This window comes from Limnospira platensis NIES-39, assembly GCF_026000695.1.
Lineage (GTDB): Bacteria > Cyanobacteriota > Cyanobacteriia > Cyanobacteriales > Microcoleaceae > Limnospira > Limnospira platensis.
Window position 1 is genome coordinate 4,277,638 of record NZ_AP026945.1, and the last position, 20,390, is coordinate 4,298,027.

Here is a 20,390-nt window from a genome sequence, read left to right on the forward strand (position 1 = left end):
AGAGCCAATATGGGGTCGGAGGGACACATGGATGAATTGAAGTATCTAGCTACTTGGGTTCGGGAACAACACGCACGGGAGTATATTCTCACTTGGTTACTCAATCAACCGGGGATCTGGTGGTCAAATGGTGATGTTTACCAAGCGGCTATACAAAAATCTGGTTCTCGTCTGAAAGAGTATGTAAAAAATAGTAAACAAGAGGGTTTATTCCAGGGGATTGCTGATAAAATCAGGAGCGATGAGGCTTGGGATGCGATCGCCCTAAGTTTAGCTCGCCTCATTGCTACCTATCAGGAAGAGCTGGTTAAACTCCAAGAACAAAATCGGTTAGATATCAGTAAAGTCTCGGAAATATCCCCAAAGTTCAACCCCGAAATAGATGATATCTGGTCTGCTAATCTTCAGGAGCCCCTACCAGACCCGAACTCTGACGCTTTAACAGGTCTGTAATTAGTCTATTATCGATTATTGATTATCGATTGATTCGGGTTGAATAATCAAATGAGTGGGAGCATGGGTGCGGATAAAATCGGTCATCAGATCCCGTTCTTCAATAGTAGGAGTAGCCAAACAGCCAGCGGTTCCGGTTTCTTCATTATCCTTAAAAACGGAAGGATCATAATGAACCCCAAACCCACCGCGATCGGTTTCAAAGGTGGGAGTTACTGCTGACCAAACCCCGCCAAATTCGCCGCCAGCATATTCTACGGAACCTGGTATATCAAAAGTATAAACCCCAAAAGGAATGGGTGTTTGAGAGCCAGGCTGGTCTGATGGTGTTTGCTGACCGATACGACCAGAGATACAGCGGACTGTATTAACTAACCATCCCCCAGCATCAAATAACTCGGTGTGATAGACCTTGAGACCACCGGCGATGGTCTGTTGTGTTTGAGTGGCGACAATTTTCGGTCCGGGAATAGTATTAGCGAGATGATCATCAGTTTCAGTTGTGGGGTTATGAACAGTTAAAAACTCTCGCGACACCCAGCGATCGCCACCAATAGGAACCCAAGTCAACCCCCCTTGAGGAACAGGAGTTCCGATCACTTCGACAACAGTTCCGGGTTCAACAGTATCAATAACGGGACCATAGGGACTAGAGCGGACATTGAGGACATCACCACTGGTAGTAACGATCGCTTGCTGTATCATAATTTCGAGTTGTTTGGGTGTAGACTGGTGTTGATTATCAGGGCGATCGCCAAGATCATAAACACAGAAAGCGATCGCCGTGGCAAGTTATGATGGAGTTTGTTGCAACTCTGGTCTTTCTTCCGCCACAATAGCCCCTTCTACCGGACAGACCTGTAGACAAATCCCGCAATCAATACAAGTATCGAAATCAATCCAATACCAATCAGTCCCCTTAGTATTCTTACCAGGACCGGGATGGATACAAGCCACCGGACAAGCGCCAACACAATCAGCGACCCCTTCGCAGACATCAGTAACAATAGTATGAGCCATAATAAATTCCCCTTTGATAACGCACTGACAAACTAGCCGTTTATACCTAGTCTCAGCCTAACTCAAAAACCGATATCATCATCATCAAAATCATCACCAAAACCCTCCGACACATTTGGCGGTTGAGTAGGGATAGAAGCAAGAATCGCATCAATCACCCGACCCACGGGCAAAATTTGCATTCCCAAATCCTCTGGTTTTTGTCCCTTGGGTACAATAGCGCGTTTAAAACCCAACTTAGCCGCCTCCCGCAATCTTAACTCTAATTGTGAAACCGGGCGCACCTGTCCGCCTAATCCGACTTCCCCGATTAAAATGGTGCGAGGATCAACAAGGCGATCGCGGAAACTAGCGACAATGGCGATCGCCACCCCCAAATCCGCCGCCGGTTCATCCACCTTTAACCCTCCCACAGAAGCCACAATCGCATCTAACTTAGAAAGAGGGATACCAACGCGCTTTTCCAGAACCGCCAAAATCTGCATCAAACGGCTACTATCAACCCCCGTAGTCGTCCGTCGCGCCGACCCATAACTAGCAGGACTCACCAAAGCCTGGATCTCGACCACAATAGGTCTAGTTCCCTCCATAGAGACAATAGTGGCAGTTCCCGGCGAGCAATCATCGCGATTTCCCAAAAACAATTCCGACGGGTTAGAAACCTCTTGTAAGCCGTGGGAAACCATCTCAAACACGCCAATTTCATGGGTAGCGCCAAATCGATTTTTCATCGATCGCAATAGACGGTGAGACGCAAAGCGATCGCCCTCAAAATACAATACCGTATCAACCAAATGTTCCAAAACCCTCGGACCCGCCAGGCTGCCATCCTTAGTCACATGACCCACAATCAACAAAGTAATATTTTCCCGCTTCGCCACCTGCATCAAAGCCGAGGTACATTCCCGCACCTGAGCCACAGAACCCGGAGCCGATGTTAGACTAGCAAAATAAACAGTTTGAATACTATCGATGATCGCCAGGGTGGGTTTCAGAGATTCCAACTCCCGCAGGATGACCTCTAAATCCGTCTCTGGGAGCAAAAATAAATCCTGCTCTTCCTCACTATTCTGGCTATTCTGGCTATTTTGACCATTTTCCGACTCTGGGGATAATTCCGGTGGCGACTCAGCCGAAGATAAATTACCATTTCCTGTAGCGAGGGATGTCTGGTCAAGGCGTTGGTTTCGTAACTGTTGGGTAAACGGGTCAACATTAGTAACTTCCACAGCATCTGAACTATGGTGGTTATTTACTTGTGCATGATTGTCAGTCTGTAAGTCATCATCACCATCACCATCATCATCAGCCACATTAGCCACTGATTGAGCATTCCATAAACGCTGCGATCGCAATTTTACCTGTTGTCCAGATTCTTCCGCCGACACATACAGCACCATGGCATGATGGGATAAACTATTAGCCACCTGTAGCAGTAAAGTAGACTTACCAATACCAGGTTCACCGCCAATCAACACCAACGACCCCGGAACAATGCCACCCCCCAACACCCGATCCAACTCTCCATATCCAGAAGGGATGCGCGATTGAGTCTGATCAGAAATCTGGGACAGCCTAAATGATAACCTCGGTTGTCCCAGGTTCGGCTTATGTTCCCCATCCTCAGTTAAGCCAGATCCCAACTCGCTCCAGCTAAACCGCTGTAGAGACGGCGTAGGCGATGGTTCAACCACCTGTTCTACAAGAGAATTCCAGGCTTGACAATTGGAACAGCGACCAAAGTATTGGGAGAACTCGGCCCCGCATTCACGACAAACATATAATGTTCGAGGCTTGGGCATTGTTTAAAATAGTGGCTGTACAATGCTTATTGTATATGCAAACAATGGGATCAACACGCGCTATATCCGACCCGCACAATAGAGGCGATCGCACCTACAGTTAAACTATATGAAACCAAGTCTAGTCTTATAGAGGGAGTATTGAGGTCAATTGGAAAACCATAAGGAAAGAATTTTAGTTGTCGATGACGAGGCCAGTATCCGCCGGATTTTGGAAACTCGCCTTTCCATGATCGGTTACGATGTAGTAACTGCCGCCGACGGGGAGGAGGCTTTAGAAACCTTCCGCCTGACAGAACCTGACCTCGTGGTTTTGGATGTGATGATGCCTAAACTAGATGGCTACGGAGTTTGTCAGGAATTAAGGAAGGAGTCTGACATCCCCATTATTATGCTCACCGCCTTGGGGGATGTCGCCGATCGCATCACCGGGTTAGAATTAGGCGCTGATGATTATGTCGTCAAACCCTTTTCACCCAAGGAACTAGAGGCCCGTATCCGTTCCGTCCTGCGCCGCATTGATAAAAATGGCGCTTCTGGAATTCCCAGTTCTGGAGTTATCCAAATTGCCAGTATTAGGATTGACACCAACAAGCGACAGGTTTACAAAGGTGATGAACGCATCCGCTTAACCGGGATGGAGTTTAGCCTATTGGAACTCTTGGTCAGTCGGTCAGGAGAACCCTTTTCCCGATCCGAAATTCTCCAGGAAGTTTGGGGATATACTCCCGAACGCCATGTTGATACTCGCGTCGTCGATGTGCATATTTCCCGGCTCAGAGCTAAGTTAGAAGATGATCCTAGCAACCCAGAACTGATTTTGACCGCTCGCGGTACTGGCTATTTATTCCAGCGCATTATTGATCCTTCAGAAGTGGGTTGATCGGATCTCAGTTGTCCTTTAGAGCTTCTCATAAATGGCTCAAATAAATTCTAACCGAGTTCTGCGACTTTTGCCCCTGGTGGTGGGGGGTTTAGGGGGGGTGCTATTGCTCGTCAATCGTTTAGAAACCCCCCAGATTTTGGACTCTCAAGCCCGCTCGGATGCCTTGGGAGTCATATTAAGCGCTTTGTTGATTTTGACCGGCTTACTGTGGCAGCAAATTCAACCTATCCCACCGGAGGCTGTGGAGTTGGAGGGTCGCCAAGGTTTTGAACTCAAGCCGGATTTGCCCGATCCGGTCAAAACTGAACTGGCTTGGGCCTCTCTGATGCTGTTAACTAATACTGTCACCCGATCGCTTTTGGTGGTTTGGGATGCTCAGGTGTTACTCCGACGCGGCGTTTTGGGGGTTAATTCTCAGGTGCAACCCGGACCTATTGTTAAACGGGTTCTCGATACCCACAAACCGGTTTACTTGGTCAATTTGGCCTTGTATCCCGGAAGGGTCGAGTTTGACTATTTACCTCCTAACACTCAGGGTGTCATCTGCCAACCTATGGGCGATCGCGGTGTCTTGATTTTGGGGGCGAATACTCCCCGCAGCTATACCAAACAAGATGAAGTTTGGATTGAGGGAATTGCGGATAAATTGGCTGATACTTTGGATCGCTTTGGTGGGTCCGATGACACCAAAATTACAACTTAGAAATGGGGTAGACAATGTTATTTTTATACTGGGTATTGGTGCTGGTAATGCTCCTGGGGGTCATCGGAGCCGTCGTTCCGGGGCTGCCTGGGTCGGGTCTGATTGTTACCGCTATTTTGATTTGGGCTATCTTTGCTGGTTTTTCCGGTATGGGCTGGCCTATTGGTGTGGCGATCGCTGTCCTGCTTTTAAGTGTCGGTGTTGAATTCCTCAGTGCTTATCTGGGTGCTAAAAAAGCTGGCGCTAGTAAATGGGGACAAATTGGCGCAATCATTGGCTTATTATTGGGGTTCTTTGGTCTCTTACCAGCTTTGCCTTTTGGCGGACCCTTATTAGGACTGTTAATCGGTCCTTTGGTCGGCGCTTTTGTTGGAGAATTTCTCTATCGTCGGGATTTAGTCTTAGGTCTGCGGGTGCGCTCCGCAGTTAAGGCGGCGATCGGGATTTTTGTCGGGACCGTCCTCGGTAATTTACTTCAAGGGGTTTTAGCTTTCGCCTCCGTAATAGTTTTCCTGACCAGCACCTGGCCCTATTGAAAAAGAAGACGTAGTTAGCGATCGCTTTATAGATTCAGGGGTGAATATCTATGGACCTTGTGTTTGAGTCCACTGATGAGTTTAATCAGGACTTAGCTAAATTTACCCAGGAAGAACAATTAATTATCCTCAAGGAACTTGAACATTGGCTTCCCTTATTATTAACTAACTCTAGTCTGCGGAGTAGACGACTTCATCAGTTTTGTCAATTTCATCTCAAAGATAACTACCGTTCTTCCCTATACTCATTTATTGTTAACTACTACCTGCGCGTAATTCTCACCATTGACGAAGACCCCCTATTTAATCGCCTGTCAATCACCCTATTTAAAGCCATAGAAAGCCGTCATGCTGCTACAGCTTATCGACAGGTCGGCAACTCCATCTATGAAAAAATAATTGACCATAAGGATAGTTATTGATGTTATCACCATTTCCCCCATTAATTGACGAGCGCGGTATTATTCGCCAAGCTATGGCAGTTTTTTCCGAACCTCAGCAACTGAAATTTTTGGCGGCGATCGCGGAGTTACAAAATCCCCAATCCTATCAAAATCAATACTTTCCTATGAGTCGCCTCAAGCGATTAAAGGGGACTCACGCTAAGATTTACACCGTAGATATTGACCCGACATCAAAATGGATGTTTTACATTGAATATCAAAATGGTAATATCTATTTACGGGAACTTTATAAGCATACCAATAATCAGGCAAAAACCAGCTTGGATATTATTGCAGAAGTCAATGATTTCTGAGGTCTAATCATCAGCCGAGACCAGGCTAGGCTGGTCTCTACAGTAACCCATTGATAATTAATTAGGAATTCGGATAACTAACTTGTTGGCGTTGCAGATGATACATATGGTTAAAGAGTTGCCAACAATATTCCTGAGTTAAACCACAGGTAACAGCACCCCGTAAAACCACATTAAAATACCAATCATTCGGGGCTAATTCTTGGGCGAGTTTATTAATTACCATATAAGTCCGCACATTTTGATAATCCTTACCCAGAGAATGTACCTCAATCATTTCTGGGCGATATCCGCCAATATGAACCTGTTTATCCGGGTCAATTCTTACTTCTTCCCGTTCATCAAGGCGATCGCTTAAACGCCAAGGAAGTCGATATAACACCCCTTCCACAGAAGAATTAGCATCTTTAACTATATCCAAAGCCCCACAATTGCGCCGCCGGGAATGCCGATAAAACCCCAACCGATAACCCTGTAGAGTAGCAGGTCCGATCACATAGGAATGAGTAGGTTCACCTAGAGTCCGCTGCAAATCCACCGGACACATACAAGAACCGTAGGCGAAATAATAAAAACTCGGTTCAGCATGAGAAGTTGAGATGAATTTTTCGTCCCACTGAATGGGATCTATAGATTGAATCGTATCTGTGTCAGAGTTCAATGTTACTTCCTCCTGTCCTAGGTGACACCCCCATATTTTAGCAAAATGCACTCAAGTTCATGTATCACAAATAACTATTTTTCAGGCTCAATATACTAGATCATAGTGATTTTGCTATATCCTTGATACTGTAGTTAATTAGTCCCAGGAGCTAAAACTATGCAGGAGATTGAGGAAAAGAGTTCCCGGAGTGAATTGCGGGCAATTGTCAGGGAACAATTGCGACTGTTATTAGAAGATCGCAACTGGGAAGGTGCTAAAACTCTATTATTGCCAGTGCAGCCTGTCGATATTGCTGAAGCCATAGATGGGTTGCCCAAAGCCATGCAATTGACTGCTTTTCGTTTACTTTCTAAAGCAGAAGCCGTAGAAGTTTATGAACACCTTTCTACAGATATTCAACAGTCTTTAATTGAGGAGTTTAGAGATTCCGAATTATTAGAGATTGTCAATAGTATGGCTCCCGACGATCGCGCGGGTTTATTTGATGAATTACCCCCTCGGTTAGTGCGGCGGGTTCTCGCCCAACTTTCACCCGAAGAACGTCAAGCCACCTCTCAGTTATTAGGTTATCAGGCGGGAACAGCCGGCCGTCTCATGACCCCTGAATATATCGCTTTGAGGTACAATTTAACCATTAAAGAGGCATCCGATCGCATTAGACAATTAGCACGCGATCGTGAAGTGAGTTATTATGTCTATGTAGTTGATGAACAACGGCGGTTAATGGGAGTCGCTTCTCTGCGGGATTTATTATTAGCTGACCTTGAGCAATTCCTAGGTGATATCATTAATCCCGATGTGGTTTTTGCCCAAACAGATACAGACCAGGAAGAAGTCGCCCGTTCCATTCAACGTTATGATTTAGTTGCTTTACCTGTGGTCGATCGCGATCATACCTTAGTCGGAGTCGTAACCGTAGATGATGCGATCGATATTTTGCAAAAGGAAGCCACCGAAGATATTTATATTATGGGTGCCGTCAGGTCCGAGGGGGAAAGCTATTTTCAATCCAATTTAGCCACCATTACCCGTAAACGTATCCCCTGGCTATTTATTTTGTTAATCACCAACACCCTAACTATTTTTGTGATGAGCAATTTTGAAGCCGTCCTTGATGAAGTCGTCGCCTTAGCCTTTTTTACCCCTCTGTTAATTGATGCTGGCGGTAATGTCGGTGCCCAGTCTTCAACCGTCGTCATTCGCGGGTTAAGTACCGAAGAATTGAAATATAAAAAACCCCTTTGGGTGATTATGCGCGAGTCCATGACTGGCGGACTTTTGGGCATTTTATTAGGGGTAGTAGTAATTGGGATGGTGTTTGTCTTTTTAGGACAAGTTGAAATCGGTTTAACCGTGGGGATTAGTTTACTGTGTATTACTATTATTGCCGCCACCGCCGGGGCGGGATTACCCTTTCTGTTTCATTCCTTTGGGTTAGATCCCGCCTTGATGTCCTCTCCTTTTATTACTACCATTGTCGATATTTTGGGGATCTGGATTTATTTAAGTACCGCCAAATTACTCCTCGGTCTTTAGGTCATCCAAAAATCGCCAAACTTCCTGTAAAAGTGCATCCAAACCAATGCGGGCTACAGCCGAAATTAGGAAGACTTTAACCCCGGCGATCGCCTCAAGTTGAGATGCGATCGCCTTAGTTCTTTCCTCCGAGTCGCCCGCCGCATCAATTTTATTAATAGCCAGAATTTGCCGCCGCCTTTCCAAACCCCGCCCATAGGCATTTAACTCCTGTTGAATAATTTGATAATTAGCGATCGGGTCAGTATCGGTAATATCAATCATGTGTAGGACAATGCGGGTTCTTTCGATATGGCGCAGAAACTCATGGCCCAGTCCAGTGCCTCGGTGTGCCCCTTCAATCAATCCCGGAATATCCGCAAATACCGTCCCATCTCCCGTTGGTTTACGCACTACTCCCAGGTTAGGAATTAACGTAGTAAAAGGATAATCCGCCACCTTGGGACGAGCTGAAGATAGTGCCGAAATCAGAGTTGATTTTCCCGCATTCGGTAAACCAATAATCCCCACTTCTGCCAACAACTTTAACTCTAGTCGTAGTCGCCGACTTTCTCCTGGTAGTCCCGGTAAAGCATAATCAGGGGCGCGGTTTTGGTTACTGAGAAAATGAGTATTTCCCAAACCGCCTTTACCCCCAGCCGCCACGCAAAATTGCTGATTAGGGGTGACTAAATCCACCATCACCTCTGAGGTATTCGCATCATAGACCACGGTACCACAGGGGACTTCGATAATGCGATCGCTTCCCGATGCCCCCGTTTGATTTTTCGGTCCTCCTCGTTTGCCATCATCAGCCTTAAAGCGACGGTTATACTGGAAGTCCAGGAGAGTTTGCAGGTCTTCCACAGCTTTGAGGATCACAGAACCCCCTCGGCCCCCATTGCCTCCCGCCGGACCCCCAGCCGGAACGTATTTTTCCCGGCGAAAGGCAACTATGCCATCTCCCCCTTTTCCCGCCTCTACTTCAATTTCAGTGCGATCAATAAACTGCATCGATTTAAATCAGCCCATTTTTAAGGCCGTTGAAGGTAATAATAAGTCGCCATAGGTGCGACTGTGGCAATTACTAGGACTACCACAACTAAGATCGTCGCACTTTTGTCGTCCGTTTCTTCAGCGGATTTAAATGTACTGGCCACTTGCAGATTTTCCTGGAGTTTAGGCGCGCCCGGATCTCCTTGTCCTGAAAGGACTTTGACTATACGATCTGTCGCCGCCAGGAAGGCTTCATTATACTTCTCACCTTCTCGCAGGGGAATCTGTAGGGTTTCGTTGGCTACACTATCAGCGATCGCACCACTTAGCAACGGTTTTACATTGTCTCCCGTATGGATAGCGCTATTATTGGTTTGGGTATCCACCATCAACAGAGTTTGATTAGCCGCCTCTTCTGCGGTGGGAAACCATTTCTCAAACAACTGATCAGTAAAACTTTGGGCTGTTTCTCCGTAGTCCAGGCGGCGGATCGTCACTAACCGCACCTCATACCCTGTCTGGTCCGCTAGTTTCTCCAGGCTTTGGTTAATTCTGCCTTCCGTAGCGCGACTGAGAATGTCCTCATCATCAATAATCCAAGTGCGATCGCCAGTTTTCAAGTCTGGCATTTGATAAACTCCTGTAGCCATAGCTGGCGCAGTGGACAATAGCAAGACCATGACTATTGCTATCATTCCCGCCAACAAATGCCACCATTTTGACATCACGTTAAGCTGTTGATTCATGCTGCCATAGTAATTTCTGTATCATTAGACCCCACTTTATCGCAAATTTTGCATTAGCGATCGCTATACTTTCACATTAGTTAATCTTACCTATAACCCCTCATCGTCACCACATGATCACCCCGAAACCACCCTCCAACTCTCAGATTTCAGATCGAGCCGTCAGTGAACCCTTCCGTATATATTGTTTAAAGACAGGACATAAAGCGAAGGCCATTGTACCATTTTCGATAGTTTTTAGCAAGCATCGTCTCTGCAAAGATTGTAAACCTTTGATGATCTCGGTGGAGGATAGGGATAATTTTTCGTTTAACTGCGATCGCGACAGGGGACGGTCAACTTGGCTTAACTCTAAGGCGATCGCTTTTTCCCTGGAAGATAATCGCTCGAAAACTTCTCCTAATTGACTACTCATTAATTCCGTGATTACCGGGGTTTCTTCTGCCAAAAACTCCGAGACTTTACCGCAAAACATATTCCTAATTAAATAGCAAATATCTTCCAAATAGACTGGATTTCCTTCGTATATTTCGATTAAATTTGACCAGCTTTCTCGGTCTGATAATTGCAGACTCTCTAAAATGTCTACACTATTTAAGCCGGATAAAGTTAAGGATTTGATAGGATATAGGTCATTATTGAGGGATAATAACATTTCTTGGGATTGTTCTTGGCTGATTACAATAATGCTGCTTTTATGTTCAATTTGTGTGATCGTTCTCAAAAATTGGCTATAGTTTTTATATTGGGTTTGGTATTGTCCCGCCAACTTGCCGCTGATAAATAGTTCTTGTAAATCATCGAATATCAGCAAACATTTTTGTTGCATTAACAGATTAATCAGGTCATGGATTTGATAATCTTTGGGGCTGGATTCCTTATTGAATTTGGTTAAAATATCATTGCCAATAGTGGTTAAATGTGGTGATAGTTTTAGATTTTTCCAACTCACCACCTCAAAACTATCTTTATGGCGATCGACTAATTTTTTGACTAGGGTGCTTTTGCCAATTCCCGCTATTCCCACCACTGAGATTAAGGGTATACTTTCATCAATTAACCAACGGGATAGGGTATCTATTTCGTCATTGCGATCGCAAAATTTCCAGATTTTAGGTGCCATGGTTAAATCATGGCATATTTTTTGGGGCGGCGGTAGTTGGGGAGTAGCGATCGCTTGTTCTTCCTGTTCAGAATTGCCATTCGGATAATAAGGACACCAGGTCACATTATTGTTATTAAAGCTAAATATTTGCGAATTTATTGCCCTTTCCAGAGTCCAACAAAAATTGGATTTTTTAATATCCTCATTAAGCTGTTGAGATAAAATTTTAAATAATTTCCGGCTAACATCTCCGATATAGTTTTCATTGTAGCCATTCCCGATATCTTCCACGATATCCTTGTACGTCTTCCCTGTCAACAGTCCTTGAATGATCGACTTTTGTAGGTCGTCTAGGTGTTCTCCCGTCTGTTGTGCTACCAACCGATCCGCAAATTGTAACAATTCTGTTATATCCATCAACTGCTGCTTGGTAAGGGTTTCAGCCATTATAACTTAGTTCTGAATCAGAAAATCAAGTTTTTTCTGGCATTCCCCTAACATTTTGTCACAAAATTGACCAGAAAATCTGTTTTTTTCAGGTTGCAGGGGTCAGGCGATCGGATATAGACTGGGGAAAGAATGATAGCAGTACACTACTGAGACGAGACAGGCTCAACCAGTCACAGCCTTAGCAGCAAAAGGTTTTACTGAATCAAAAAATGGCAATTCAGGAGATGGATCTATGGCTATTGATAAAGATCTTTTTTCAGTAAACAATTTTCAGTCAACAATTAGAGGATATTGTAACCGAATTGGTTGGGGTATTGCAGAACTTAATTCCAACAAAGCTGTCCTGAGATTTGGTATGGATTCAGGAACAACTCAAACGGTTTTTATTATCAGATATGAAACAACTTTAGAGTTTTCTTGCCCCACTGGCTTGAAGTTTTCTAGCTTTGATGCAATTCCTCATCAGCTTTCTTCGTATATGCTTAAAGAAAATAGCAAATATAAGATTGGATTTTGGTGCATTGAAGAATTAAGCAATCGTCAAGTTTTTTCAATTATGCATAATGCTGAAATGAGTCTAATAGACATCAACTATTTTCTCAGTATTGTTAAAACTTTAGTGCAAAAATGTGAGAATTTAGAACAGGCAGCAGAGCAAGGTTTAAGAGGTATATGAATACCAACCTCACCCTACTACTGTACTATGGTGCGTCAGTATCAATCATCGGGTTATCAGCCAGGTTGACCGCTTCTGATACTCCCTATGGTGCGTCAGTATCAATCATCGGGTTATCAGCCAGGTTGACCGCTTCTGACGCACCCTACTTCTGCTATGATTGGGGTGGCTTTTCCGTGGTATTGATATGGGATCTGTGGTTTCTGGTTCACGAGCAACTATTAAATACTTGAAAGAACCTACCTCAATGGCTTGGGTTCAACAGGCGATCGCTAATTTGGATATTATCCTACTTGACCACTCCCACTGTGAACGTAAGGCGGCGGGAGTAGCCTTGAATTTGATGTTTCGTTATCCCTCTAGTACCCAATTGGTGCGAATGTTAACAGCGATCGCTCAAGAAGAATTACAGCATTTTGAACAGGTCAATCAGTGGCTGGAAAAACGACACATTCCCATGCGATCGCTTCCCTCTCCCCCCTATGGCGCAGGTTTGAATCGCCATGTCCGCCGAGAAGAACCACACAGAATGCTTGATTTATTATTGGTTTCTGGATTGATAGAAGCCCGCAGCCATGAACGTTTAGGCTTATTATCCCAATATTGTCCTGAGTTGGAATTGGCTAAGTTTTATCGCAGTTTGATGGCTTCCGAAGCCCGTCACTATGGTATTTATTGGGTGTTAGCAACTACTTATTTTGAACAGGAAACCGTTAGCCAAAGACTAGAGGAATTGGCTACTATTGAAAGTCAACTCCTTTCCACACTGCACCCGGAACCCCGGATTCATAGTTAGTCTCTGCCAAAAACTCCGATTTCTTAACTGATTATATCACCGAATTAACGGTTATGAGAAAAGTATATAAAGATTTTATAATTCGTTCCTGGGAATCAGGCGATCGCCAAGTTGTTCAAGACTTAATCGCCTCCGTCTTAGCTGAATATCGTTTAACTTGTGAACCGGAAGGCGCTGATGTGGATGTCTGGGAAGTCGAAAAGTATTATCTTAATAAGAATGGGGAATTTTGGGTAGTAGAACAACATCAAAACCTAGTCGGAACTGCTGCTTATTATCCCATTAATCGTGGTACAAATGCCGTGGAAGTTCGCAAAATGTATTTACAGCCACAGGTCCGAGGTCTAGGATTAGGCAAATATTTATTAACCCAATTAGAACAACAAATTCACACACGAGGATTTCAGGAGATTTGGATTGAAACTGCAACGGTTTTAACGGAAGCCGTGAAACTCTATGAAAATCATGGCTATCAACCGACAACGGGAGTAGAAACCCGACGATGCGATCGCATTTACAAAAAAACTTTGTCTTAGTATAGAGACCTATGCAAACCCGGCGGCGGTTCTGAATGCCACACTCAGCCTTTCCGGTAGAGTCGGGAGCTTTCCCGCCGCCAAAGCTAAAAATTGGTCAATTAGCGGAACATACTACTAACGGAACTATCTTCGTGAATGCGCCAAATAGTTTCACCAAGTAAATTAGCAACCGATAACACAGTCAGCTGATCAAAAGTTTTATCCGGGGAAGCGGGGATAGTGTTAGTCACAATCACTTCCTCCAAAACCCCCGTAGACAGACGTTCAATAGCTGGGTGAGAAAACACCGCATGGGTAGCACAGGCATAAACCTGCCTAGCACCCTCTTCCCGGAGGAGGCGAGCGCCTTCGCTAATAGTCCCGGCTGTGTCAATCATATCATCAACCAAAACCGCTGTTTTACCTCTAACATCACCAATGACATTGAGAACCTCTGCCACATTATGAGACTGACGGCGCTTATCAATAATCGCCAGGGGTGCATCATTGAGTTTTTTAGCAAAAGCTCTAGCACGAGCGACACCTCCGACATCTGGAGATACTACGACAATATCAGATAGTCGTTTACTAGCTAGGTAGTTTAAAATAACAGGTGAACCATAAACATGGTCGAAGGGAATATCAAAATATCCTTGAATTTGTGCCGAATGCAAGTCCATGGCTAAAATCCGACTAGCACCAGCTTCGGTGATTAAATTAGCGGTCAGTTTGGCTGTAATCGATTCACGGCCGGCGGTTTTGCGGTCTGCCCTAGCATAGCCATAATAGGGTATTACCGCCGTAATTTGCCTAGCAGAGGCTCGACGACAAGCATCAATCATAATTAGGAGTTCCATCAGATTATCATTGACTGGATGACAACAGGGTTGAATTAGGTAGACATCACAGCCTCGAATGGACTCCTGAATTTGGATGTAAAGTTCTCCGTCCGCAAACTGCTTGCGAACCATTGGCCCCAAATCAATGCCCAGATAGCGACTCACTTCGGTAGCTAAACCTGTATTGGCAGAACCTGAAAACAATCTTAGTCGATTGTGGTCGGTCATTAGTGCCTCAGAATGAGGAAGGGGTAGAGTGGCAGAACGGATCACGGCATTTCCTCGCAGTTCATTCCTAGCAATTTTATCATTATTTAGTAGCCCAGGAAACAGTTAAATTGGCTATCATTCAGGGGTAACTCTCCTTATCAAAGGATGGGAACAGGTGGCGACGGTTGTTGATGATATGCTCAACCAAGTTGGGGCGAGGTTGGCTCAACATACAGGTTATGGGTAAGTTGATCAGACCAGACTAGACCAATAATGCAAGGACGGAAAGGGAAGGCTCACGGAAACATGGTTAAAAATGTTGTTAAACACCAATTAGGGGGCATAATCAAGACTTTTTGAGGGCCTGGCCTTGATGTATCTGTTAATTTGTAACTCATGACAAGTATGAATTCTATGCAATCGGCTATTCCACTAGGGACTGTTTTACAAAATCGCTACCGCTTGATCAGGGTTTTGGGTCAAGGTGGGTTTGGCTTAACTTATCTGGCTGAAGATCTCGGTCGCTTTAATGAGTATTGCGCGTTAAAAGAATTTACCCCGGTGCAAATGGGGACCTATGCTTGGGAAAAGTCTAAAGAACTATTTAGGCGGGAAGCTCAGGTGCTTTACCAAATCCAACACCCGCAAATTCCTAAGTTTGGGGCGGTTTTTGAGGAAAATCAGCGCTTGTTTTTGGTTCAAGACTATGTGGAGGGTCAAACCTATTATGCGCTGCTCAAAGACCGGAAAAATGCCCCTGTTGGTCAACCTCGCACTTTTGCTGAGGCTGAGGTGATAACTTTCCTTGAGCAAATGCTACCAGTTTTGGAGCATCTCCATAGCCTCAATATTATTCATCGCGACATTTCCCCGGATAATATTATCCGCCGCGATCGCGATCAGCTTCCGGTTTTGATTGATTTTGGGGTAGTGATTGAACAGGCGACTTATATTCAGTCTCCGGGTCAAACTCAGCCGGTGGGTCAAACTAGGGTGGGAAAATTGGGTTATGCTCCTGCTGAACAAATGCAAACGGGGAAGGTTTCCCCCAGTAGCGATTTGTATGCTTTGGCGGTAACGGCGATTTTTCTGCTGACGGGACGGGAACCTCAAGATTTAATTAACCAACAAAATCTAACCTGGATGTGGGAACCTTGGGCTACTGTGACTCCTCAACTGGCGGCGGTTCTCAATAAAATGTTGAGCCGTAATCCTGGCGATCGCTATCAGTCGGCTAGGGAAGTACAACAGGCTCTCAATAATCTCTCTGGCATTATACCGACTCCCCCCACTACTGACCCGAATTTATCAGGACTCAAAACTCTGGCGGTGGGGTCTCCTGTGTCTATGCGATCGGGGTCTAATCATCAAACTACTCCGGTGATCTCTACCCCTTCCCTTCAGTCTTTCTGGAATAACCCAGTTGCTGTTATTTCGGCGGGAATTGCTGTGGCTATCATCGCGGGTTATGGTTCTTGGAGTTTGGTGAGCTATTTACTAAATTCTACTGGGTCAACTTCAGACCCAGACCCGATTACTACTGTTGAAACGGAACCTAGACCTAGACCTAGACCTAGACCGACACCGACACCGACACCGGAACCGACACCGACACCGGAACCGACACCGACACCGACACCGACACCCACACCGGAACCGGAACCGACACCGGAAGTGTTAACTAGACGCTTAGATGTCACGCCGGGAGATACTACTGTTGTTGAAGGGGCGATCGCCGCCAATCAAATATCTGAATATCTCCTATCGGCTACGGAAGGACAACAGCTTTATCTGTCTGTTACTGGTGATGGTGTGTTACTGACATTGCTGGGACCTGACAACAACCCGGTTAATTCCCGCGCGACTGGGGTATCAATTTGGCAGGGTCCTTTATTTGCTGATGGTGACTATACTATCATCTTGGAAACTCTCCCAGAATTGTCGGAAAGTCAATATACGCTAGAGTTGGAATTGATTAACTCTTTACCTCCTATCATTCCCGAACCACAACCAGAACCACAACCACAACCACAACCACAACCACAACCGCAACCACAACCACAACCGGAGCCGCAACCACAACCGGAGCCGCAACCACAACCGGAGCCGCAACCACAACCGGAACCGGAACCACAACCGGAACCGGAACCACAACCGGAGCCGGAACCACAACCGGAGCCGGAACCACAACCGGAACCGGAACCCAAGCCGGAACCTAAGCCGGAACCCGAACCGGAACCCAAGCCGGAAAACACAGAGAGAAATCTTGATCTGAGTGGGAACCCTAAACCATCGGAAAAACCGCCAACTTTCTTTCCTGAATCAGAGACGGAGGTAGATGGTATGGGGAATAATGAGGTTAAGAATCTCGATAAACTAATTTTGCCATAGTAGTTAATTGTGAAAAATACCCTGCTGATTACTGCAACTGATACGGAAGCCGGAAAAACGGTTTTAACTAGCGCGTTAATTGCCTATTTTCAAAGTTACCAAAGGTCTGTGAGTCTGGGTGTACTCAAACCAATTCAATCGGGAATAGGCGATCGCGAATTGTATCAACGCCTATTTTGGCCGGAACAGTCCCTAGAGGCGATCGCACCGATTTATTTTGATGCACCCCTGGCTCCCCCCTTGGCGGCGGAAAAGGAAAATCGCCAGGTCGAACTCAGTCAGGCTTGGTCAGCTTTGGTCAACCTTCAGCAAGAGCGAGATTTGGTGCTGGTGGAAGCCTTGGGAGGTTTGGGTTCCCCTGTAACTAGGGAATTGACTGTGGCTGATTTGGCGCGGGATTGGGCTTTACCAACGGTTTTGGTGGTTCCTGTGCGACTAGGGGCGATCGCTCAGGCTGTGGCTAATGTGGCCCTGGCTAGACAGGCTAAAGTAAATTTGCGCGGCATTGTCCTTAACTGTCTTCAACCGACAGAACCCCAGGATGTTGAGAATTGGACTCCGGCGGATCTGATTACCTCCCTGACCCAAATTCCGGTTTTGGGTGTGATGCCCTATTTGGACAATCCCACGGACCTGCAACAATTAGCCCAAGTCGCCGCCCAATTAGATTTGGAGGCGATTTTGCCGATCAGATGGGCGGGAAATCCTTGTATATCAGGGGTTTGAGGAAATCTCAAAAAAAGTTTGATTTAGGGGTTGACATTTCCTGAACTATCCCCTACTATTAATAACTGTGCGAGAGAGAGAAGCGACGAAACGCTAAAGCGATCGCAACCAGAGAAAGATTGTAGAGCTTTCCTGGTGTCTATGGCTCAGTGGAACCACACCGATCCATCCCGAACTCGGATGTGAAACGCTGAAACGGCGAAGATACTTGGCGGGTAGCTGCCTGGGAAAATAGCAAGATGCCAGGATAATTATGAACTAGGACTTCCCGCCAGTGGTAAACGGTAGGAAGTCCTAGTTTGTTTTGGTGGGGTATGGGAATATGAGCATCTCCCCGATGAGATGATTAGATCGGGGGAGACTGGCGCGATAGTGTAATTAATTATGGATGGTTAGACTGCTGTTTTGGCATCATAGCGACTGGTTAGGCGGTCTAGTTGTTTGACCAACAAGCTGAGGAACAGCCCCACGTCAGTGACTACACCCACAGACTCAACGGAACCGCGATCGCTTAATTTTGTGACCACAGCCGGGTTAATATCCACACAGACCATTTTAACGCCAGATGGAGTCATATTACCGACACCGATGGAATGAAGCATGGTAGAGAGCATGATAATCATGTCTGTACCTTGTAGCAACTGGCTATAGTGCTGCTGTGCTTGAATTAAATCCATCTGGGTATCAGGTAGAGGGCCATCATCGCGGATAGAACCCGCCAGGGAGAAGGGAACATCATTGCGGACACACTCATACATAATACCACTGGTGATAACTCCCTGTTGGACAGCACTAGCAATGCTACCGCAACGCCGAATAGTGTTAATGACTTTGAGATGATGGCGGTGTCCCCCTTTGACGGCGACTCCCTGTTTCATATCGACACCGAGAGAGGTTCCCATCATGGACTGTTCAATATCATGAACAGCGATCGCATTTCCGCCCAATAAAGCCTGGACATAACCCTCGCGAATGAGGTGAGATAAATGCTGAGATCCTCCGGTGTGAATAACGACAGGACCAGCGGTTACGACGACTTTACCACCGCGATCGCGAATTTGGCGCATTTCCCAGGCTACCTGTTCGACGATCAATTCTACGCGGCGTTCACTAGAAACCCCGGCTGACATAAAGCCAAATTCCTGGTTATTACGCTGTTCGCGAGATTCAGGTTTGCGGATAGTGCGGATACCCATAACATCGACAACTACTTTTTCGCCAACTTCGAGATCGCGCAATAATTTACAACGGGCGATCGGTCCTGAGGGTCCTTCGGTAACAGCGATCGCCCCATCCATGCGCTGATTTTGAACGAGGACCCACTCACCAGCGATGCGTACTTCTGTGGGATAAATAGTAGTCACATAGAAATCATCGGGACTGACACCATGCTGATGGACGGTTTCCAGTTTCGCATCTTGAACATCTTCTTGTAGAGAAAACGCGCCGATATCAATTAGTTGACTCATAATCTCTTCCATGACCTCATGGGAGGGAGCCGAGATTTTAATTTGCGCGGTAGAGGTGCTTTGGCGCTGTTCCCCTAGATTAAAATTCTGGACTTGGAAGCTACCGCCGCCTTCGACGACTAGATCTAAGGCGCGGTTAATTAAACCTGCATCTAATAAGTGACCCTGTAAACAGACTGTGCGGCTTTCGAGTTGGGTCGCAGCATGGCGATCCTCGATGATGGGTTCAGTTACCCGCAAAGTTAAACATTTCGCCGCCCCTCCCGCTTTCAGAAATTCGGTCAGGGGAGTTTCAACGACATTAAATCCGGCTTCAGATAGCCTTGATTTGAGGTTATCGCTGATTTTGTTCATAATCACCGTCTGGTTAATATTGACGGCGTTACAGGCGAAATTAACCGCGTCTGGTTCATCAATAGCAATGCGTTTTTCTGGGGGAACCCGCAGTTCAATGAGACGATTTGAATATGAGTCAAAAGCTGGGGGATAGTACAGCAAATAACCCCCTGTCAGAGGACAAAAGCAGGTGTCGAGGTGATAGAAGCGATCGTCCATTAATCGCAGGGATAGGACTTCTATATTCAACCATTCGGCTAACAGGGAGTGAGAGTCAAGTTCAGACCGGAAACCATATCCCGCCCACAAATAGCGGCCTTCACGGTCTAATAAAGCATCTCCTGCGCCTTCAAAAGGGAGATCTTTGGGGAGTTCGTGAACGGTAAATCCTTGGCTTTCAAACCAAGCCTTAAAATAAGGTTCCTCTCCTTGGCGTTCTTTATGGTAGAACCGACTGAGAACCACAGTCTTATCTAATACCAGTCCGGCGTTAGCTGTGAACACCATATCTGGCCAACCTTTCTCTGGTTGCACTAGATCGACGATCGCATGATCTTTAATGGTATGGTAGAGTTTCTGCCATTGTTCTACAGCGCGATCGTAGGATGATTTATGAATGTTACCCTCCATCCACGGGTTGATCACATAATCTACATCATAGTGATCTGGGGGACACATGAGAAAGCGAATCGCATCAGTCATAATTAAGCTAATTGGTAGATATACACATCACAGCCACTAAACCACAAAAACCACTCCCACACCTGACAAGTGTTTTAGAAGTGGTCAAGTTTAG

The 20,390-nt window shown here is 45.8% G+C and carries 22 protein-coding genes and 1 rRNA gene; 14 read left to right on the forward strand and 9 right to left on the reverse strand.

Going from position 1 to position 20,390, the window contains the following annotated elements; translation table 11 throughout:
* Window positions 1-27 precede the first annotated feature (27 nt).
* On the forward strand, window positions 28-453 hold the full coding sequence (locus tag N39L_RS21130; protein ID WP_006619553.1) for a hypothetical protein: 426 nt from the start codon (window positions 28-30) through the stop codon (window positions 451-453).
* 15 nt (window positions 454-468) lie between these two features.
* Here N39L_RS21130 and N39L_RS21135 read toward each other — a convergent pair whose 3' ends face one another.
* The 3 genes from N39L_RS21135 to radA all read right to left on the reverse strand — a co-directional run bounded on the left by N39L_RS21135 (window position 469) and on the right by radA (window position 3,275).
* Window positions 469-1,158: an SH3 domain-containing protein gene (locus N39L_RS21135; protein WP_006619554.1), complete on the reverse strand. Its 690-nt coding sequence runs from the start codon at window positions 1,156-1,158 to the stop codon at window positions 469-471.
* 87 nt (window positions 1,159-1,245) lie between these two features.
* Window positions 1,246-1,473: a ferredoxin family protein gene (locus tag N39L_RS21140; protein WP_006619555.1), complete on the reverse strand. Its 228-nt coding sequence runs from the start codon at window positions 1,471-1,473 to the stop codon at window positions 1,246-1,248.
* Between the two features lie 62 nt (window positions 1,474-1,535).
* Complete coding sequence (radA, locus tag N39L_RS21145; protein WP_006619556.1) at window positions 1,536-3,275, reverse strand: DNA repair protein RadA; 1,740 nt, start codon at window positions 3,273-3,275, stop codon at window positions 1,536-1,538.
* 151 nt (window positions 3,276-3,426) lie between these two features.
* Here radA and rpaB point away from each other — a divergent pair, with 151 nt between their 5' ends.
* The 5 genes from rpaB to N39L_RS21170 are packed head-to-tail and all read left to right on the forward strand — an operon-like array spanning window position 3,427 to window position 6,157.
* Window positions 3,427-4,158, forward strand: coding sequence for a response regulator transcription factor RpaB (gene rpaB, locus N39L_RS21150; protein WP_006619557.1), 732 nt, complete (start codon window positions 3,427-3,429; stop codon window positions 4,156-4,158).
* 34 nt (window positions 4,159-4,192) lie between these two features.
* A complete protein-coding gene (locus N39L_RS21155) occupies window positions 4,193-4,864 on the forward strand; it encodes a cofactor assembly of complex C subunit B (protein WP_014276296.1) in 672 nt (223 codons plus the stop codon).
* A gap of 14 nt (window positions 4,865-4,878) precedes the next feature.
* On the forward strand, window positions 4,879-5,400 hold the full coding sequence (locus N39L_RS21160) for a DUF456 domain-containing protein (RefSeq protein WP_006619559.1): 522 nt from the start codon (window positions 4,879-4,881) through the stop codon (window positions 5,398-5,400).
* Between the two features lie 50 nt (window positions 5,401-5,450).
* Window positions 5,451-5,822, forward strand: a complete 372-nt coding sequence (locus N39L_RS21165) for a hypothetical protein (RefSeq protein WP_006619560.1) — start codon at window positions 5,451-5,453, stop codon at window positions 5,820-5,822.
* The gene (locus N39L_RS21170; protein WP_006619561.1) at window positions 5,822-6,157 is read left to right on the forward strand and encodes a hypothetical protein; all 336 of its coding nucleotides are present in this window, start codon (window positions 5,822-5,824) and stop codon (window positions 6,155-6,157) included. Before N39L_RS21165 ends, N39L_RS21170 begins: the two co-directional genes overlap by 1 nt.
* 61 nt (window positions 6,158-6,218) lie before the next feature.
* Here the strand turns inward: N39L_RS21170 and N39L_RS21175 are convergent, their stop codons facing one another.
* On the reverse strand, window positions 6,219-6,818 hold the full coding sequence (locus N39L_RS21175) for a gamma-glutamylcyclotransferase (protein WP_006619562.1): 600 nt from the start codon (window positions 6,816-6,818) through the stop codon (window positions 6,219-6,221).
* A 159-nt stretch (window positions 6,819-6,977) separates the two neighbouring features.
* Here N39L_RS21175 and mgtE point away from each other — a divergent pair, with 159 nt between their 5' ends.
* Window positions 6,978-8,357, forward strand: coding sequence for a magnesium transporter (gene mgtE, locus N39L_RS21180; protein ID WP_006619563.1), 1,380 nt, complete (start codon window positions 6,978-6,980; stop codon window positions 8,355-8,357).
* Here the strand turns inward: mgtE and obgE are convergent.
* The 3 genes from obgE to N39L_RS21195 all read right to left on the reverse strand — a co-directional run bounded on the left by obgE (window position 8,340) and on the right by N39L_RS21195 (window position 11,630).
* Entirely contained in the window at window positions 8,340-9,350 is a 1,011-nt protein-coding gene (gene obgE / locus N39L_RS21185) for a GTPase ObgE (protein WP_006619564.1), read from the reverse strand. The genes mgtE and obgE overlap by 18 nt on opposite strands.
* Window positions 9,351-9,370: 20 nt before the next feature.
* Window positions 9,371-10,078 carry a photosystem II repair protein Psb32 gene (gene psb32, locus N39L_RS21190; RefSeq protein WP_014276297.1) on the reverse strand — a complete coding sequence of 236 codons (708 nt, stop codon included), beginning with the start codon at window positions 10,076-10,078 and terminating at the stop codon, window positions 9,371-9,373.
* A gap of 142 nt (window positions 10,079-10,220) precedes the next feature.
* Window positions 10,221-11,630 carry a helix-turn-helix domain-containing protein gene (locus N39L_RS21195; RefSeq protein ID WP_050856786.1) on the reverse strand — a complete coding sequence of 470 codons (1,410 nt, stop codon included), beginning with the start codon at window positions 11,628-11,630 and terminating at the stop codon, window positions 10,221-10,223.
* Between the two features lie 235 nt (window positions 11,631-11,865).
* Here N39L_RS21195 and N39L_RS21200 point away from each other — a divergent pair, with 235 nt between their 5' ends.
* Genes N39L_RS21200 through N39L_RS21215 form a run of 4 tightly spaced genes read left to right on the forward strand, consistent with a single transcriptional unit; the run spans window position 11,866 to window position 13,641 of the window.
* Window positions 11,866-12,309: a hypothetical protein gene (locus N39L_RS21200; protein ID WP_006619566.1), complete on the forward strand. Its 444-nt coding sequence runs from the start codon at window positions 11,866-11,868 to the stop codon at window positions 12,307-12,309.
* Complete coding sequence (locus N39L_RS21205; RefSeq protein ID WP_148261863.1) at window positions 12,306-12,542, forward strand: hypothetical protein; 237 nt, start codon at window positions 12,306-12,308, stop codon at window positions 12,540-12,542. The genes N39L_RS21200 and N39L_RS21205 overlap by 4 nt, the downstream gene beginning before the upstream one ends.
* Window positions 12,497-13,105 carry a MiaE family protein gene (locus N39L_RS21210; RefSeq protein WP_006619567.1) on the forward strand — a complete coding sequence of 203 codons (609 nt, stop codon included), beginning with the start codon at window positions 12,497-12,499 and terminating at the stop codon, window positions 13,103-13,105. The genes N39L_RS21205 and N39L_RS21210 overlap by 46 nt, the downstream gene beginning before the upstream one ends.
* 53 nt (window positions 13,106-13,158) lie before the next feature.
* Window positions 13,159-13,641: a GNAT family N-acetyltransferase gene (locus tag N39L_RS21215; RefSeq protein WP_006619568.1), complete on the forward strand. Its 483-nt coding sequence runs from the start codon at window positions 13,159-13,161 to the stop codon at window positions 13,639-13,641.
* A 101-nt stretch (window positions 13,642-13,742) separates the two neighbouring features.
* Here the strand turns inward: N39L_RS21215 and N39L_RS21220 are convergent, their stop codons facing one another.
* Complete coding sequence (locus N39L_RS21220) at window positions 13,743-14,735, reverse strand: ribose-phosphate pyrophosphokinase (RefSeq protein WP_043468481.1); 993 nt, start codon at window positions 14,733-14,735, stop codon at window positions 13,743-13,745.
* A gap of 351 nt (window positions 14,736-15,086) precedes the next feature.
* Between N39L_RS21220 and N39L_RS21225 the strand changes: the two genes are divergently transcribed.
* From N39L_RS21225 to rrf, 3 genes are all read left to right on the forward strand, one after another.
* Window positions 15,087-17,063: a serine/threonine-protein kinase gene (locus N39L_RS21225; RefSeq protein WP_014276302.1), complete on the forward strand. Its 1,977-nt coding sequence runs from the start codon at window positions 15,087-15,089 to the stop codon at window positions 17,061-17,063.
* Between the two features lie 9 nt (window positions 17,064-17,072).
* Window positions 17,073-17,789, forward strand: coding sequence for a dethiobiotin synthase (gene bioD, locus N39L_RS21230; RefSeq protein ID WP_006617476.1), 717 nt, complete (start codon window positions 17,073-17,075; stop codon window positions 17,787-17,789).
* A gap of 131 nt (window positions 17,790-17,920) precedes the next feature.
* Window positions 17,921-18,037: ribosomal RNA gene (gene rrf, locus N39L_RS21235) — 5S ribosomal RNA — on the forward strand.
* A 144-nt stretch (window positions 18,038-18,181) separates the two neighbouring features.
* Here the strand turns inward: rrf and argZ are convergent.
* Window positions 18,182-20,296 carry a bifunctional arginine dihydrolase/ornithine cyclodeaminase gene (gene argZ / locus N39L_RS21240; RefSeq protein WP_006617477.1) on the reverse strand — a complete coding sequence of 705 codons (2,115 nt, stop codon included), beginning with the start codon at window positions 20,294-20,296 and terminating at the stop codon, window positions 18,182-18,184.
* Between the last annotated feature and the right edge of the window lie 94 nt (window positions 20,297-20,390).